This window comes from Pedobacter sp. 22163, assembly GCF_052045595.1.
GTDB lineage: Bacteria > Bacteroidota > Bacteroidia > Sphingobacteriales > Sphingobacteriaceae > Pedobacter.
In genome coordinates this window covers 182,010-199,151 of sequence record NZ_JBQEPM010000001.1, presented here as the reverse complement: position 1 = coordinate 199,151, position 17,142 = coordinate 182,010, and the positions used below count along the sequence as shown (strand labels likewise).

At 38.3% G+C, this 17,142-nt stretch carries 14 protein-coding genes and 2 riboswitches; of the genes, 2 read left to right on the top strand and 12 right to left on the bottom strand.

Features of this window, described 5'->3' with window-relative positions; translation table 11 throughout:
- Positions 1-139: 139 nt before the first annotated feature.
- The 12 genes from ACTJKN_RS00835 to ACTJKN_RS00780 all read right to left on the bottom strand — a co-directional run bounded on the left by ACTJKN_RS00835 (position 140) and on the right by ACTJKN_RS00780 (position 13,938).
- A complete protein-coding gene (locus ACTJKN_RS00835) occupies positions 140-634 on the bottom strand; it encodes a YMGG-like glycine zipper-containing protein (protein ID WP_440821821.1) in 495 nt (164 codons plus the stop codon).
- A gap of 130 nt (positions 635-764) precedes the next feature.
- A complete protein-coding gene (locus ACTJKN_RS00830; RefSeq protein WP_440821819.1) occupies positions 765-1,490 on the bottom strand; it encodes a diphthine--ammonia ligase in 726 nt (241 codons plus the stop codon).
- Complete coding sequence (locus ACTJKN_RS00825) at positions 1,480-2,166, bottom strand: SIR2 family NAD-dependent protein deacylase (RefSeq protein WP_440821817.1); 687 nt, start codon at positions 2,164-2,166, stop codon at positions 1,480-1,482. Before ACTJKN_RS00825 ends, ACTJKN_RS00830 begins: the two co-directional genes overlap by 11 nt.
- Before the next feature lie 40 nt (positions 2,167-2,206).
- Entirely contained in the window at positions 2,207-3,148 is a 942-nt protein-coding gene (locus ACTJKN_RS00820) for an ABC transporter substrate-binding protein (RefSeq protein WP_440821815.1), read from the bottom strand.
- 203 nt (positions 3,149-3,351) lie between these two features.
- Positions 3,352-3,939 carry a DUF6580 family putative transport protein gene (locus tag ACTJKN_RS00815; protein ID WP_440821813.1) on the bottom strand — a complete coding sequence of 196 codons (588 nt, stop codon included), beginning with the start codon at positions 3,937-3,939 and terminating at the stop codon, positions 3,352-3,354.
- 39 nt (positions 3,940-3,978) lie between these two features.
- Positions 3,979-5,844, bottom strand: coding sequence for a TonB-dependent receptor plug domain-containing protein (locus ACTJKN_RS00810; RefSeq protein WP_440821811.1), 1,866 nt, complete (start codon positions 5,842-5,844; stop codon positions 3,979-3,981).
- Positions 5,845-5,941: 97 nt separating this feature from the next.
- Positions 5,942-6,134: riboswitch (cobalamin riboswitch) on the bottom strand.
- A gap of 273 nt (positions 6,135-6,407) precedes the next feature.
- Complete coding sequence (locus ACTJKN_RS00805) at positions 6,408-7,511, bottom strand: DUF5074 domain-containing protein (RefSeq protein WP_440821809.1); 1,104 nt, start codon at positions 7,509-7,511, stop codon at positions 6,408-6,410.
- 6 nt (positions 7,512-7,517) lie between these two features.
- The gene (locus ACTJKN_RS00800; protein WP_440821807.1) at positions 7,518-8,453 is read right to left on the bottom strand and encodes a PKD domain-containing protein; all 936 of its coding nucleotides are present in this window, start codon (positions 8,451-8,453) and stop codon (positions 7,518-7,520) included.
- Between the two features lie 8 nt (positions 8,454-8,461).
- Positions 8,462-9,595 (bottom strand): PKD domain-containing protein, encoded by a 1,134-nt coding sequence (locus tag ACTJKN_RS00795; protein WP_440821805.1) that lies wholly within the window; start codon positions 9,593-9,595, stop codon positions 8,462-8,464.
- A gap of 51 nt (positions 9,596-9,646) precedes the next feature.
- Positions 9,647-10,762, bottom strand: coding sequence for a YncE family protein (locus ACTJKN_RS00790; protein ID WP_440821803.1), 1,116 nt, complete (start codon positions 10,760-10,762; stop codon positions 9,647-9,649).
- Positions 10,763-10,771: 9 nt separating this feature from the next.
- Complete coding sequence (locus ACTJKN_RS00785; protein WP_440821801.1) at positions 10,772-11,905, bottom strand: YncE family protein; 1,134 nt, start codon at positions 11,903-11,905, stop codon at positions 10,772-10,774.
- Entirely contained in the window at positions 11,902-13,938 is a 2,037-nt protein-coding gene (locus tag ACTJKN_RS00780; protein ID WP_440821800.1) for a TonB-dependent receptor plug domain-containing protein, read from the bottom strand. Before ACTJKN_RS00780 ends, ACTJKN_RS00785 begins: the two co-directional genes overlap by 4 nt.
- 95 nt (positions 13,939-14,033) lie before the next feature.
- Positions 14,034-14,229, bottom strand: a riboswitch (cobalamin riboswitch).
- Positions 14,230-14,312: 83 nt separating this feature from the next.
- On the opposite strand from ACTJKN_RS00780, the gene ACTJKN_RS00775 reads away from it, so the two are divergent.
- Entirely contained in the window at positions 14,313-15,560 is a 1,248-nt protein-coding gene (locus ACTJKN_RS00775) for a serine hydrolase (RefSeq protein WP_440821798.1), read from the top strand.
- A gap of 105 nt (positions 15,561-15,665) precedes the next feature.
- On the top strand, positions 15,666-17,069 hold the full coding sequence (locus ACTJKN_RS00770) for a sigma-54-dependent transcriptional regulator (protein ID WP_440821796.1): 1,404 nt from the start codon (positions 15,666-15,668) through the stop codon (positions 17,067-17,069).
- Positions 17,070-17,142 lie beyond the last annotated feature (73 nt).

Sequence of the window (17,142 nt, the reverse complement as noted above, 5' to 3'; positions counted from 1 at the left end):
TGTATATACAATTTTTCTTGAATGTATTTAATGATTAGAAAGATGCTGAAATAAATTCAGCATGACGACCAGGGACAACAGGTAAAACAAAAAAAAGTCCCGATGTAAATCGGGACTTCATATATCTTTAAAAAAAATTTTAGTTTTTAGGTTGCACACGGCCAGATTTTCTGTCTTCACCTCTACCGATTAAATAACCGCCACCAGCTCCAACCAATCCACCGATGATAGCACCTCTACCTTTTTTCTTGTCAATTAAAGCCCCACCAACAGCTCCTGCTGCGCCACCGATAACTGCACCTTTAGCGGCATCGCTCCAGCCTTTTTTCTTAGCTGTTGGTTGTGTGCCACCGTAAGCACTGCTAGAACCTCCACCTGAGCTTGCATAAGATCTAGATGAGCTTGCTCTTCTTGCTGCAGCTAATTCTGCCTGGTGTTTAGCTTCTTTTTCCTGTTCTACTTTGGCCACTTCGGCTTTTTTAAAGCTATCTAATCTTAAACTATCCTTAACTGCTTTAATTGCCAATTGTTTTTCGGCCTGTTGTTGTTTTAATGCTGCTTCTTCTTTTGCCTTATTATTACAAGCAAATAAAACTGATGAACTTAATGCGATTACTACCAATATCTTTTTCATAACTCTTAATTTTTAATATGACGCTTGTTTAGCTACCTAACCTCGCTAAACAGGTTTCAATGTGTTGTGTAATTTAGTTAATTACCCATACTAAAGAAAAAATGATGCCAAAATGTTTTGAAAAGAAAAATTATTCCAATAAATCTATATACCAGAAGCCAGAAAGTGCCGTTGTTGAACAAGGTGAATTCTCATTATCTGTTGTTTTACTTGGAGTATTATAAGTTCTGAATACCTTCTCTCCAGTGGTGAAAGTGACTTTGTCCTTGAAAATTGGTCCTTCAAAAGCAAAGGTATGAAACTCTCCGTTTTCGCCACAGGGATCGATATCTGCCGGAAGTTGCTTGATTAAATCAAGGCTGATTACTTTTCCACAAAAATTTTCGAGATTTTGCTGTGTGCAAACAATGATGGTTTTATAGTTCAGGTTTAGGAATTCTTCAATTAAATGTTTTGTATCTTTTTTCCAAAGTGGGAAAATAGCCTTAAGCCCAATTTCTGCTAATTTGTTTTCGCGATATATGCGCAAATCCTCTAAAAAGATATCACCGAAAATAGAATGGGTAATACCCTCCTCCTTAAATTTAGAAAGATGATGCTTCATAGTACTATCGTAGGTTTCCATATCTGGCATTTCGCCCAAACGGATCTGATACAATGGAATACCGATGCTTTCGGCCTGTTTAATCAGTAAAGCTTCTCTAACGCCATGCATCGAAATACGGTTGTATTTTTCAGTAACAGTAGTAATCAGGTAACGGATTTCGATAGTAGGATCTTGTAGTGCATAATGTAAGGCTAATGTACTGTCTTTACCACCGCTCCAATTAAAAATGCAAAGCTTTTTATCTGGCATTGGCTAATATTTCTTTTAATTCTGTAATGCCTTCTACAGCGTTTTTCTCAATGTTGATCACGTTTTTATAACGTTTTACATCGGGTGTTTTGGGATCGATAATGTATTTGTCGACAAAAGAAGGCACAAAATCGATTAAGCCTGCTGCCGGATAAACGGCCAATGAAGTTCCGATTAGTACAAACAAGTCTGCCTGTTTGCAGAGTTTAGCGGCTACTTCTATCATGGGTACAGCTTCGCCAAACCAAACTACATGCGGCCGAAGTTGAGCGCCCAGTTCGCAAAGCTCGCCCATTTTAATTTCCGAACCAACGATAGGATAGGTTAAATCAGCTTTTCTATCCGATTGAGATTTGGTGATTACGCCATGAAGATGGGTAACTTTGGTAGAACCTGCTCTTTCGTGCAGATCATCAATGTTTTGAGTAATAATTTCAACATCGAAGTCTTTTTCAAGCTCGGCAAGTATCTGGTGAGCCAGATTGGGTTTTGCGGCTAAAACCTGCCTTCTTCTTTCATTATAAAATTCTTGTACCAATTCGGGATTTTTCTCCCAGGCCTCGGGGGTAGCTACATCGTAAACATTATAGCCCTCCCATAATCCATCAGAATCCCTAAATGTTTTTAACCCACTTTCGGCACTGATCCCTGCTCCCGTTAAAACAACTAATTTCATATATGATTACACAGATTTAAGTGATTACAATGATTGGGCGTTACACAGATTTAAATGATTTCACGGATTGACTGTGGTTGATGAATTTTTTAGCTATGTTTTCGTCTGCCTTAAAAATCTCCGGGTGGAACATACAGGCTAAAGCTTCTATACCTTCAACCAGCGTACCTACGCTCGGTTGAGTGAACATATCAAAATCTGCAATATAAACCTGATTGTTTTTTACGGCCTCAAGATCGGTCCAGCCAGGTTTTGACGTTAACAGTTCCATTTCTTCCACGCTTCGTTTCATATCAAAACCACATGGTGCAACAACCAAAACCTCTGGATTGTATTTCAGGATTTTATCCCACTGGGTTACAATAGAGTCGCCACCAGGATTAGACAACATATCAACGCCGCCGGCTGCTGCAATCTGGAAAGGAATCCAATGTCCGCAATTGTAGATCGGTTCGATCCACTCCATCAGCATAATCCTTTTTAACGGTGCATGGTTTGCCCTAAGCTGATCTAAAATATGATCTGTTTTCTTTTGCAGGCCAGCCAGATAGTTTAACGCGACCTCTTCCTTTCCTAAAGCCCTGGCAATGGTAATGGCGCATTCGAAAACATCCTGTAAGTTATTTGGCGATAAGGGTACCAGTATTGGCTGTTTACTAAGCTTCATTACGGCTGTTTCGGTACAAACAGTATCGATGTTGCACACCTCACAAATATCCTGAGTAAAAACTACATCGGGTGCGATGCTTTCCAGCAGTGCATCATCTACCCAATACAAACTTTTGCCTTGTGCTTTTGATGCCGAAAAGATCCGGTCTATTTCGATACTCGAATAGTTTTTGCCTTCTAGTATGCAACGTACAACTTTTGGTTGATCTGCGGCCTCTTTAGGGCATTCGAATGTTACGCCATGCAGGTATTCTTGCAGGCCCATATCGTAAATCATTTTAGTGGCGGCAGGTAAAAAGGAAACAACTTTCATATCTATGTTTTATGCGTTATCCTGTCCCGATTTTACATAGGGATCAGAATCTGATAGTTTTTATTAGGCAAAATAAATCCGATAGTTATCGGATCAGTATGACGAGGAGTCTAAGTTAAAAAAAATCCTCTTTTGAATCTAATCAAAAGAGGATTTCTATGTTGTTTTCACTTATTTGACGTTATACCAAACAATGGATCTTGCTACAATTCTTGTACTTGCAGTTTTAATACCGGGTATTTTGCTTTTAAAATTTCAAAAGCGCCAAAAAGCAAAGCACCATAAATCATTGTTCCTTCTAAGAATCTGATCTCGAACGGAATGGCTTTAATTAAACAATCTATAAAACCATTTAAGTTTTGTGTATATAGTGGGTTTTTATACCATGAACCAATATCACTTACAATCCAATGGATGAATACAATTACAATTGTAGATAAAAATAAGCTGGCAATATTTACCTTTTTTAATAAAAAACGACCTGCTAAAACCATTAATGCGATCGCAAGGTATGTCCAAAGTTCCTGAACTAAAAACATATCTACATACTGCTTATAGATCGTTGTATAAAGTACTAAATCGCTTAAAAACAAACTCAATAACGGAAAAGCAAACGCTTTAAGATGATCTTTAAAATATGCTCCTCCAAATAAGGCTACCGCTCCTATTGACGAAAAATTGGCAAACTTTAATTCATCTGAGTTGAATGTTACCAGCAAACGTAAAGCGGTTATTGCCAATATCATTAACAACAAAATTAAAGTACGTGGATTAAATTTTAAATGAGACATGTTATTTCTGGTTAATATTTAAGCAAAGTTAAATTTTTATTAGCGGATATTAAAACTTACGCCTGTATTAAAATTGAAGCCAGGTGTATTGTAGCCAATAATTTCAGTGTATTTTTTGTTCAGGATATTTTTGGCATCAAAAAATAATTTCACACGTTTTTTAGCCAAAGCATATTCTACGTATGCATTTAACAAGTAGTATGATGGCATCTCTTCATTTAAATAAGATATAAAATTGGTATCGAAACGTTTGCCAAAATAACGGAAGTTGACACTTGCATATAAATTGCTCGTAGCCTGCGCACCTGCATTAATGCCGAAGGTGTGTTTTGGTCTGCGGATTAAAAAATTGGTTGTTCCTGTATTTCCTTCTACAAAAGCATAGTAACCATTGATATTGAAAACACTAAATTTTGCAGCTGGCTCAACCTCAAAACCCTTATATTTTTGGTTACCCTGATTAATGTAACCTGTGCTATAAACAATGGCGTCAGTTAAATCGCGTTTGAAACCTGTAACACGTAAAGTAAAGGCTTCATCATCAATGTTTAAGTTTACACCAGCTTCATAATTTTGAGATTTTTCAGGTTTCAAATCCAGATTGGCGCCGTACTGACCGAACAACATATTCAATGTAGGGACTTTGAAAGCTGTAGATACTGTTCCAAATAATTTTACTTCTTTAATGATGTTAATGCTTGGGGTAATCGAATAAGTATAGTTCTCGCCATATTGATCGTGTTTGTTGTAACGTCCGCCTACTTCGAGGTTAAAAATGCTTAAATCATGTAAAAACAATGATCCGTAAGCGGCGAAGATATTGGTTGTTGGGTTTTTGGTGTCGGTAATCAACTTCATTTTTCTATCGTCGATACCTACCAATAAATCTAATTTATTTCCAAGTTTCTGGTTGTAGAATAGATCAACCACATTAAGCTTTCCGAAGTTTAAAAAATTACTTGGAAAACCTGCATAACTAGACTTTACGTCGTTCGAGTTGCTTTGGTGGCTATAATTTAGCGTTATTTTACCGGTATTGAATTTATATTCAGAGTTAAAGCCTGCACTAAACTGTTTTAAAATAGAATTATTGGCAGGTAAACCATCGGTAAATCCATCTTGATCTATTTTATAATCGCCATAGAAATAACGTAAAAACGGATTAACTGAGAAATTTTTGTCGAGTTTGATCCCGAAATTTGCGTTTAAACCATCAGTTTTAAAACCATCTTTATCAAATATAGCTGCACTTCCTGGTGGTACAGCGGCTTCAGAAATTCCGTCGGTTTTCAAATGGGTATAATTGATGTTGTATGAAAAACCTTCTACGCCACCATTTAAGCCGATAGTTCCTTTGTAAGTTTCGAAGCTTCCGGCACTGGCTACACCGTAAATGGTATTTCCTTTAGGTCCACCCTTTTTAGTGATGATATTGATTACTCCCGCAACGGCATCAGATCCATAAATGGTAGACTGCCCACCTTTTAGGATTTCGATATGATCAATCTGATCGATTGAGAATAGACGTAAATCGAAAGTTCCGCTAATACTTGCGGGATCGTTCTGTACGATACCATCAATAAGAACCAGGGTGTAGCCACCAAGTGCGCCCCTTGTAAATATACTTTTGTCCTTGCCCTGATTACTATATCCCCCACTGATAACGATACCAGCTTGCTCGTTCAATAAATCAGGCAATGACTTGCCGTTGCTGCGTTCTAATACTTCGCGGCTGATAATGGTTACCACTTTACCTGTTTGTGATTGTTTCTGATCGTTTTTTGTTGCAGAAATTACAACATCTTTAAGCTGCAAACTGTCTTGAGTTTGAGCATTAGCCACCTGGCTAATCATTAACTGCGCTAGCCCTAAACTGGCTACAGTTAGCATTCTTTTTTTGTTCATTTGATTGTGGTTTTGCCCACAGCCAACAGATAGAAAAGGAAATGAAAATACGAAAAACGTTAAGTATCTCAATCCTAGCTTCAATCCCCGAAAGCTATGAAATTAAATGCTAAAGGCAGGTCTTCTGACTTACTCCCGTTTTTCTGTCTTCCCGTACCGGATAAGCGGAACAGTGACTTATGGATTGAAAAACGTTATTAGAGCTTACAGCTGCGGGACAGTTACAGATTTACACTGTATTCCCTTTTAATCCCAATTTTACATCAGGAACCAAAAGCAGCGCAAATGTAGTAAAAAGAGCGGAGAGAAAGGAGACCGATTAGAAACAGTTTAGCGTCTTAATGGCATATGGTTAAAACGGAGTTGCTTCGGGTTTGATTCGGACTTAAGACAGGGTTGTGACAATAGTACCCGAACAAAATCCGAGGTAAATGTGTAGCTAATACTTCCTAATACCTAATCAATTTTACAACAGGTTTAGCTTTAAGGCTAGCGAAACCATAAAAAAAGGCCTGCACCACTGGCAGACCTTTAAATTCGAGAGGTAATTACTGAATGATATTTTAATGAAATATGGTTAAATCAGGGAAATAGATTTTACTAAAATCAGTTGTTACCCCATCACCACCGTATTTGATTTTTTTAACCAAAGCACCAGTTGATGCATTATAGATGAGTAGATAATTTACAGTAGAAGCTGCGCCATAACCCTGGATTCCGTTAACTACGATATAATCTTTATTCCGATCGTAACGGATAGCACCGTATACCATAAAAGGATCTTCGGTAATATTGATAAATGGTTGCAATAACGATGTTTTATCACCATCAACGTATTTATAAATTGATTTTCCAGCGTGATAAAAAACTGCATTTTCTTTGGTTGACGCGGTAATACGCGTTGGTGCATCAAGACCGAAAGATCCTAAAGCTACTGTTAAGGCAATACCTGCAGTATCTAAGTTATTGTCGATTGCGATTAAACGGCTACCTGTTGAAGCCCAAACTTTGCCATTTGGTGTTTGTGCGAATCCACGGTTAATGTTCGAGAAACTTTTAACCAATGAATAATTGCTCGACGAGATGATTTTTGCTCCATTACTCTGCAACAAATAAACGTTATCTCCTTTTTTCAATATATCGCCTGTATTTACAGCACCAACAGTTGTTAGTTTATTTTGAACGGTAAGTGTATTCAAGTCTATCTGATATACGCCGTCATTTGCACTCACCAAGCCTCTGCTCCCATCAACCTGGATAATACTTCTCCAGTTGCTGGCTTCTTGTACATATCTGGCCTCTTCTTTTAAAGTTTGCTCGTTTATTTTTACAATGGGCCCGTTTATTTTGCTCATCAAATAAATGCTACCGTTAATTATCGACGCAAATTGTAAGGTGCTGGTTTTGGCTGTATTCGATAATATTTTTCCTGGGTTTTCCTTCTCGTATGCCCTGATCGAAAGGGTATCATCGCCATAACGGTAAAAGCTTACTGCACCTGCGCTCTGTCCGTAAGATCCCTCGCCGATTACGAAGAAACCATTTTCATATTTTCCTGCTACCGGATCCATCTGTATGTCTTCTACATTGTCTTTTTTACAAGAATAAAGACCTGTTATTAAAAGAACTGCAGTTACAAATAATGGCTTAAAGTTGAATTGTTTCATAGGGTGTTATTTATTTTTTAAAAGTTTAAGATCTACCGCTCCACTGAATTCTGTAGAAATCTCACCGATGTAGCGCGAACGGTCGTTATCATTATCTGGACTAAAGGGATTACCGTTACTGTTTTGGCCTGTGTAAACCTTTACAAAGTCGATACTGCTTAAGGTTACTTTTTTACCTGTAGCATCAACAGCCCAATCGATATCGAAGGTGTTGTATCCTCTGCCAAATTGTTCCTGTAGGCTTGCATATTCGCTCGATCCATTGTCGGCGTAACCAAAGCCCAATGGTTTATTGGTAATGATTTCTCCTGGGGTGAGTGTATTTTTGACCAAGGTTCCGGTAAAGGAAATTTCATTCATAGTAGCCCATGAAGGGAAATAATCTTGCGTGTGAAATTGATTTTTCAATACAAGCCCCTCTTTTCCCTGATTGTCCGTCCAGCGGACATCATCCGTTAATTTCAATGGTTTGTAATAGGTGATTTTGTAATTCTTGATGGTAGCCTGATCGTTATATTCACTTCCGGCTAGTTCGTACCACACATCATCAGGCAAACCGTTTTTATTCAGATCTTGCATTACACATACAATGCCTGGCTCTGAAAATTCCATGCCAACACCGATAAGCGGATTGCCGTAAATCCCAAGGTCTGCTCCAGTTGCATTGGTTATACTGTGATCGAAGCCGAATATAATATAACCGCCAAAACCTCCCAGTGAAACTAAGCCATTACCTGCGTTGCCAATTAGGATATCAGTTTTAACAAGGTCGTTGGTAAACTGCCCTGGAGCTTGCTTAAATTCATATATTTTATTGAGGTATGGCGATTGGTTAACCGTAGGTTTATCTCCTTCCCCATCTTTATCAACTGCATTTTCCTTCTTACAGGAAAGAAGTACAGCAGATAAAAGTGCTAAGATTACTATTGATTTTATTTTCATCAGCTTATTTATTTAATGCCCAGATCTACTGCGCCTTTAACTTCGGTTGAAACTTCTCCAAGGAGTGTATTTCCTTTTTCTCTTTGCCCGGTATAAACTTTTACGAAATCGATGGTTTGCAATACGATTTTCTTCCCGGTTTGATCAACGGCCCAATCAAGATCAAAACTGTTGTATCTTTTAGTGGCATAATCATCTGCTATCGACCAACTATCGGTATAACCCCATGCAAATGCACTGTTAATGAAAATGCTGCCGTTTTTACCCCAGGTGGATGGAAGCAAGGTGCCTTTTAATGTTAATTTTTCCTGGTTAGGGGCAAATTCAGGGTAGAAATTGTGTTTGTGAAAATTGTTTACATCGTAGGTTCCGCTGCCGCCTTGATTGTCTGTCCAGCTTACATTGGCAAAACCTTTCGGGTTGATGTAGGTAATTTCGTAGTTTTTAACCGTAAGCGGGTTGTTGTATTCGCTGCCGGCGAGCTCATACCATTCATCATCTGGTTTACCGTTTCCATTCGCATCCTGACTCACCATTACGATCCCTGGCTCAGCAAAAGGAGTTGTACCACCGATCGGATTACCATAAATGGCGAGGTCGGCACCTGTATTGTTTACTACCGAGTGATCGAATCCAAAAATCACATAACCCCCAAAACCGCCAAGGGTAACCATACTGGTTTTACTTACATCGCCAATAATTTTTTGTGCACCTGCTAGGCTTCCTAAACCTTCGTTGATAAACTGGCCAGGTGCAGGTAAATATTCAAAAACAGTAGTGATAAATTTTGTACTGTTTGGGGTGATTTCTACCACAGGAACCGGAACACTTACCGTGTATTTATGCGAAAATGATCCTGCGCTGTTACTTGCAGTATATTCAATTACATAAGTGCCAGCTTTTAATGGAGTAAAGTCGTAGTTATAGGCACTGCTTACTACTGTGCCATCAAGTTTCCATTGGTGAGTAAAGCCTTTTCCATCATTTGTTCCAGCTGCAAAGGCAGTTTTGGTATTCACTTGTCCGGTCATCGTTTCTCCTTTAATAAAGAGGTTAACATCAGGAACGGCTTCATTATCTTTTTTACAGCTATGTGCCAGTGTAGCAACACCAAGCATTAATATGAGGTAACTTTTTTTCATTTATGTGTTTTGTAATAGTGTTTATTCTATGTGCAATTGTTAATGTGCTTTTTATTCGTATTTATAATTGTAATTGAATACAGCATGTTGTGGCAATGCGCCAGTCTCAAAACTGAATTTTACTTTTCCATCTGTTCCAACACAGTATGCTGATCCTGTGGTGCTGCCATAACTGTTAGCATCTACAACGATCACTTCTTTATTGAATGGATTTATAGTTAATCCGTACGGTATATTTATGTTCTGACCACTTGTAATTAAATTTGCACCAATGGCACCAGTTATGGTATTAAACGATTTAATTTCAGGGCTGGAGTAAATGTCTTTAGCTATATAAGCAGTTGAACCATTAATGGTAACTATGCCCAGATCATAACCATACGAACCTGTTTTGGTATCGCTGACACTATTAATTCTATCGAGGGATGGATCGTTATTGATGATATAATCGTTCCAGCACACCACAAATAAATCACCGTTATCTGCAGTTTGTATTCTTACCGGGTTATTGTTTACTGTAATGTCTTTAGTTTTAGTAAAGGTTGCGAGATCAATTACCGATACTTTGTTTTTAGCTCCATTTTGATAAAAAGGGTGTGATGAATTGCACACATATAGTTTTCCATTAGCTATTGCCAATTGTTCAAGTCCTTCTGAAAGCATTATTTCACCATCAATTGCCATTGTTGCGGTATCGATACGGCTCACTTTACCATCATAACGCGATACATAAGCTTTGTTTTTATAAAAGGCAACAAACCTTGGTATATAACCATCAGTTGCTGAATTGAATGAAATCCTTTTTAGCGATTTGCAGGTTTTGATATCAATAATATCCAGAAAAGATTGTTTGGTGCTTTGTATGCCTGCTACAACACAGTACATCTTACTGCCATATTGCTGTAAATCGTTTGCGGTTTCGCCGAGCGATGTGCCATTTACCTGTTTGTAATAATCGGCTATTGTTGCTTTTGTCGCAACATCATAGTAAGAAATGGCACTATTGCCGTTACCCATTAATCCTTCGCAGAGCATATAAATGCCTTTGGTATCTGTAATGATCTGTTTTTTTTCCACTATCTCTGTTCTATCCTTTTTACAGGCTGAAATAGAAACAGCCGTTGCGGCGAGGATAATTAAAATGTGTTTTTTGTAAAATTTGCTCATGGTTTATATTTAATTTGAAAATGCAATGTGTGCAGGGATATCGCCGGTAGTAACCGACCATTTTAATCGCCCTTCGGGGCTGTAGCAATGTAATTTGCCTGGGCTAACATAATCTTTGGCATCGGTTACGTAAACGTCCTTACTAATGGGGTTAACCGCAATTCCGTAAGGAATTTTAATGTCTTTTTCAGTGCCATCATTGATGAATTTGCGATCCATCACGGTTTCATCTTTCGTATTGATCATGTTGTACGTAATCTTGTTCTTGCCTTCGATGTAATTCCATTCGGTGCTGTAGATGTAGGCGTAATCATCATCTATCACGAGGTTGCTGGCCGCAATATTGAATACCTTTTTAATCTGATCGGTTTGGGTATCGATTACAAAAAGCTTAGCGGGAATCGTATAATAATCTCCTCTTGAAGTGACATACAGATCGCCATAACGGTCGGCCTTTATACGGCTGAGATTAATAGCAACTTCAATCCTTTTAATTTCAGTAAAACTGAGAAGATCGATTACCGAAACGGTGTGTTCGTAATCTGGTGGAGTATATCCTCCAGAATTGGCTACATAAAGTTTGGTGCCCATAATGGCCATTTCTTCAGGCTGTCTGCCTACTTCGATGGTACGGCTTACCCTTAGTGCCGCGGTGTCAATTTCGGCAACAATCCCGTTAGGTGCCTTTGGATCGCCAACTTTACCAAAATAGGCACTTACATAGGCTTTTCCGTTATTGAAGGTAATGTATCGGCAATTGGTGATGTTAATCTGGCCGATTTTTTTACCGGTTTTAATGTTCAGTACCTCAACCTTGTTCGATATGTTAATCACCACATAAAGTTTGCTGCCGTATCGGCCAATGTCATTCCCAACATCGCCTAAACCTTTGGTTACCTCGGGATTAACCTGGTTGTACAGGTTACGGGTGTAAATGCCGTTTACCAGATCCATATAATCTAACGAGGCTTTGTTCATGTTCATGTTACCCTCATTCACCAGGTAAAAACCTTTAATGCTCGATGTTGGCTCTGGCTCTACCTTCGTAATTTCGGAGGGCAAAGGCTGCTGATCTTTTCTGCAGGCGCTGATAATCACCATGAAAAAAGCCAATATATATATCGGAAACTTTAAATGCCTCATAATTTATAGGTTAAGGTTAATCTGTAGTTCCTGCCCGGCATTGGGAAGTTTGGAATAATATCATAGTATTGGTTAAGCAGGTTATTTACCTCGCCATTGATGTTTACACTTCCTTTTTTTAATTTAAACTCATAACCAATTGCTGCGTCGTGGGTGTACCATGGCTCCATGTAATTGTAAATGTTGTTCGCTTTTTGGTTGTAACGGAATCCTGTATAAATAAATCCGTAGTTGGCGTGCCATTGATGATAATCTAAGCGGGCTAAAAAAGAACCACTGTTTTCAGGGATATAAGGAATTTGATCTTTATAAGTCTCTTCGAGTTTTGAAGTTACATCCACAGCTTGCTGGTAAGTATAATTGATGCCTATGTTGAGCATGAAATCATTAAGTGGTTCGAATGCTGTTTTTGCATTAAGCTCTAAACCACGTATATCAACCAGACCAATGTTGTACATTATCCAACGGTATAGGTTGGCGCCAGGTTGTGCTACGATTTTATCTTTTACGCGGTTGTAATAAACATCCGATTGGATATCGACAAATTTTATCTTCTGGTTTTTGAAGCTTTTGAAATAGGTTACACCAAAATCATACTGTTTAGTGTACTCGGGATTTAACAGGGTATTGCCGATGGAAGTATAGTATAGATCGTTAAAGGTGGGCATCCTGAATATATCCTTATAAAATGCACGGATTCTGATATCCCGATCCTTTAACACTTTCCATGAGAGCATAACGGTTGGACTAAAAACCTGCTTGTTACCCGATGAGGAATAAAGTTTTACCCGATCGACTACGGTTGTGCTGAGCAGGTTTGCGTGGATATTAAGCTGATCAAAGGTTATGGATGAGCTTAAAACATTTAAAAAAGTATTTCTATTTGGATAAGGAAACCTGTAAATATTGGCATCCAAAGTCTGGAAGGTATAGTCAGATGCATAAGCGGCCTCCCAAACCGAATTGATTTTGTATTCGGCAGCAATCGATAAGTAAGCCTCCTGCTCTTTAAACCGGTTATCTAAAAAACCTGCTGTAGTTACATAATCGGGATCGAGGTAACGTTGATATATATAAGCATATTTACCGTTTACCATAATGGTGAATTTGTTAGAAAAACTTTTCTCTGCGCTCCCCTGAACAAAGAAATCGCGATCCCATATTCTTTGCTTAAAATCGAACCTGTTGGCTACAATTGCACCTGGTAATCCCCTATCTGATAAAAATGAATAGGCCTGCGCGTGCCATTTCCCATTTCTAAACTTACCAAACAATGCGGCTTGCAAACGGAAACGCTCCACATCACCATTATTTCTTATTGCAGTGGTATCGAAAACACCATTGGTGTACCTGAATTTATATCTACCATCGGCATGTATATATTCGGTATTGATACTTGCCTTTAGCTTTTCATTAATCTTATATTGATAAACGAGAGCAGGATTGATCAGACCGAAGGATCCGCTTTTTAAAGCCAGTTCTATTTTTTGATTTTGTTTTTTTTCGAAATCGGGATCTTTGGTTTTGAGATAAATACTGCTTGCAGCCGAATAACCTCTCGCTGGAATCAATAATTCGGGCTTTTGGCCACTATACAAAGAAATTTCCTCGAGATTGTTCAGCGAGAATTTTCCTAAATCTACCTGACCGTTTTGTGCATTACTGATCTGGATTCCATCCAGAAAAACTGCGGTGTGATTGGTACCTAAACTGCGTACATTCACCGTTTTCATCCCACCTATTCCGCCGTAATCTTTCAACTGCACACCTGAAAGATAGCGTATGGCATCGGCAACAGATAAGCTATTGATTCTTTTAAGGTCTTCGGCAGATAGGATTTGTACCGGAGTAGGCGATTTACTTTGTTCAGTTAAGCGGTATTCTCTAATCTGAACTTCTTTCAGTTGCGTTGCTTTTTTGGTGCTGTCAGTTTGTGCCCTTGTATTTAAAGGCAATAGAAATCCTGTCCATAAAATGGAAGAATATAGAAAAAACTGCATTGTGCCCGCATAGGCAGAATGTTTACTTGTCATTTTGATTGTGAGTTTAACCCACAGCCAACAGATGGAAAAGAAATGAAATACGAATACGTAAGTACATCACCCCTTAGCTTCAATCCCCGAAAGCTATGAAATATAATGCTAAGGCAGGTCTTCTGACTTACTCCCGGGTTTCCGGCCTTCCCATCCCGACGAGTCGGAACAGTGGCAGATTGATTGGAAATCCGTTAAGGAGCTTACAGCTGCGGGACAGTTACAGATTTACACTGTATTCCCTTTTAATTCCGGATGTAAAGCCGGAAACCAAAAGCGCTGCAAAAGTAGCAAAATTAAACAACATGTAAAATGGATGATGGAAAATGGTGGTTTTAATAGAAAAAGCTAAATTAGGAATCAAATTTTTACCCATGAGAAGAATATTAATTGTTACATTTTCATTAATAAGCCTAACTGTTATGGCGCAAAAAACCGATACTGTTTTTCTGAAGAAACTGATGGAATCGAGGCCTGAGCTTTTTTCTGCTGTACTTCATCATCCTGATCAAAACCAAACCCAGATTCTCTATACCCAGGTTAACCGTGATGCGAAGAATAAACCTACATTTAAAACCTTTAGTTACAATCTCGATCCGCATCATTATTTTTATCCTGCGAGTACGGTTAAATTTGCTGCTGTAATTTTTGCTTTAGAGAAAGTAAACCGGTTGAAAAATACAGGTTTAACAATTAAAAGTGCTATGATTACAGATAGTGCCTATAAAGGACAAACGAAGGTTTTGACAGATACAAGTGCTAAAAATGGGCTTCCATCAATAGAACACTATGTTAAAAAGATTTTACTTACGAGTGATAATGATGCCTTTAACCGTTTATTCGAGTTTATCGGCCGGGCAGAAATTAATGAAAAGCTGAAAGCGAACGGACTACACGATAGCCGCATTTTAAACCGCCTGGCTATTGGCGATGCAGGAGAATCAGCTAAACATACCAATCCAATCAAATTTTACAATGGTGAACAATTGGTGTACGATCAACTGCCACAATACGATGCAAAAGAGTATGAATTAAAATTAAGCAACCTGATAATGGGCACCGGGTACATGGATAGTACCGAAAAGCTGGTAAACAAACCTTTCAGTTTAGCGGGGAAAAACGCTTTCGCCATTAACGATCAACAGAAATTAATGCAGAAATTGATTTTCCCTGATGTTTTTCCGGTTAAAGAACGGTTTAACCTGACTAAAGAAGATTATAAACTCATCTATACTTATATGAGTAAATATCCAACAGAAAGTAATTTTCCGAAATACGATCCGAAAGAATTTTGGACTACCTATGCGAAAATGTTATACTATGGACGGGAACAGGTAACTCCTGATCCAAATATCCGCATCTTTAATAAATATGGTGATAGTTACGGCTATATTATCGACAATTCCTATTTTGTTGATTTTAAAAACGGAGTAGAATATTTCTTAACCGCAGTGGTACAGAGCAATGAGGATGGCATCTTCAACGACAATAAATACGAGTACGAAACGGTTTGTTTCCCTTTTATGAAAAATCTGGGAAGAACCATTTACGAATTGGAACTAAAAAGGGTTAAAAAACAGAAGCCAGATTTAAGTAAGTTTAAAATGAATTACGCTTATTAAAACCTTTCTTATCTTTTAAGGTTTATTGCGTATTAATTGTATAAAAAACTATACATTAATTAAAAAATAATATATTCGCATTTCAAATAAAAGAATACATTTCTAATGGCTAAATTATTAATAATTGACGATGAGCGTGCGATAAGGAGTACCCTACGCGAAATTCTGGAGTACGAAAATTACGATGTTGAAGATATCGATAACGGTATTGATGGCCTCGAAATGATCAAAAAAGGAAATTTCGACCTGGTGCTTTGCGATATCAAGATGAATAAGATGGATGGTATGGAAGTGCTTGAACAGGCGCAGATCATTAAACCCGATTTGCCATTCATTATGATATCTGGTCATGGAACAGTTGAAACTGCCATTGAAGCCAGTAAAAAAGGAGCTTTCGATTTTATTTCTAAACCACCTGATTTAAACCGGTTATTAATTACGGTCCGCAATGGTTTAGACCGTGGAAATTTAGTTACCGAAACCAAGGTTTTAAAACGTAAAGCGAGTAAAACCCGTGAGATTTTAGGCGAATCGGAAAGCATTTCTAAAATTAAAGAAACCATAGAACGTGTGGCTCCTACCGAAGCCCGTGTATTAATTACTGGTGCAAATGGTAGTGGTAAAGAGTTGGTAGCCCGTTGGTTGCACGAAAAATCGAATCGTGCCGATAGTCCTTTAATTGAGGTGAACTGTGCGGCTATTCCTTCAGAACTGATTGAGAGTGAGTTGTTTGGGCATGAGAAAGGTTCGTTTACCTCTGCTGTTAAACAACGCATCGGTAAATTTGAACTGGCTAATGGAGGTACTTTATTTTTAGATGAGATTGGCGATATGAGCCTTTCTGCCCAGGCAAAAGTTTTACGTGCCTTGCAAGAGCATAAAATTTCGCGTGTAGGTGGTGAAAAGGAAATTGAAGTAAATGTTCGTGTTTTAGCGGCAACCAATAAAGATTTACTGAAAGAAATCGAAGATGGTAACTTCCGTATGGATTTGTACCACCGGTTAAATGTAATCAATATCCATGTTCCGCATTTAACGGAGCGAACTGATGATATTCCTGTTATTGCCCAAAACTTTTTAGAGAATATCTGTAGCGATTATGGGATGCCGGTTAAGAAAATAAATGATGGCGGTATGGCTGCTTTACAAGCTTTGCCTTGGACAGGTAATGTGCGTGAGCTACATAATATGATTGAGCGTTTGATTATTTTGAGCGATAAGGTAATTACCGAAAATGATGTACGTGCGTTCGCAAATCCAGGAGGTGGTACAAACATTGGTGCCGCAACCAGTGCTCAAATTGCTGGTGCTGCCGGTTCGAGTCTGGCTTTTTCTTTCGATTCTTTTAATAATTTTCAGGATTATAAAGATCATGCAGAGCGCGAATTTATCAAATTCAAGCTGGAAAAGAACAACTGGAATGTATCAAAAACGGCGGATGAGATTGATATCCAAAGAAGTCATTTGTACAGCAAAATTGAGAAATTCGGCTTAAAGAGAGCTGAATAACCTCCAGCTCCTAAAGGGGAGATCGACTATATTTTTTGTTATAATTTAAAGTTGAAATGAGCAGATTATCTTA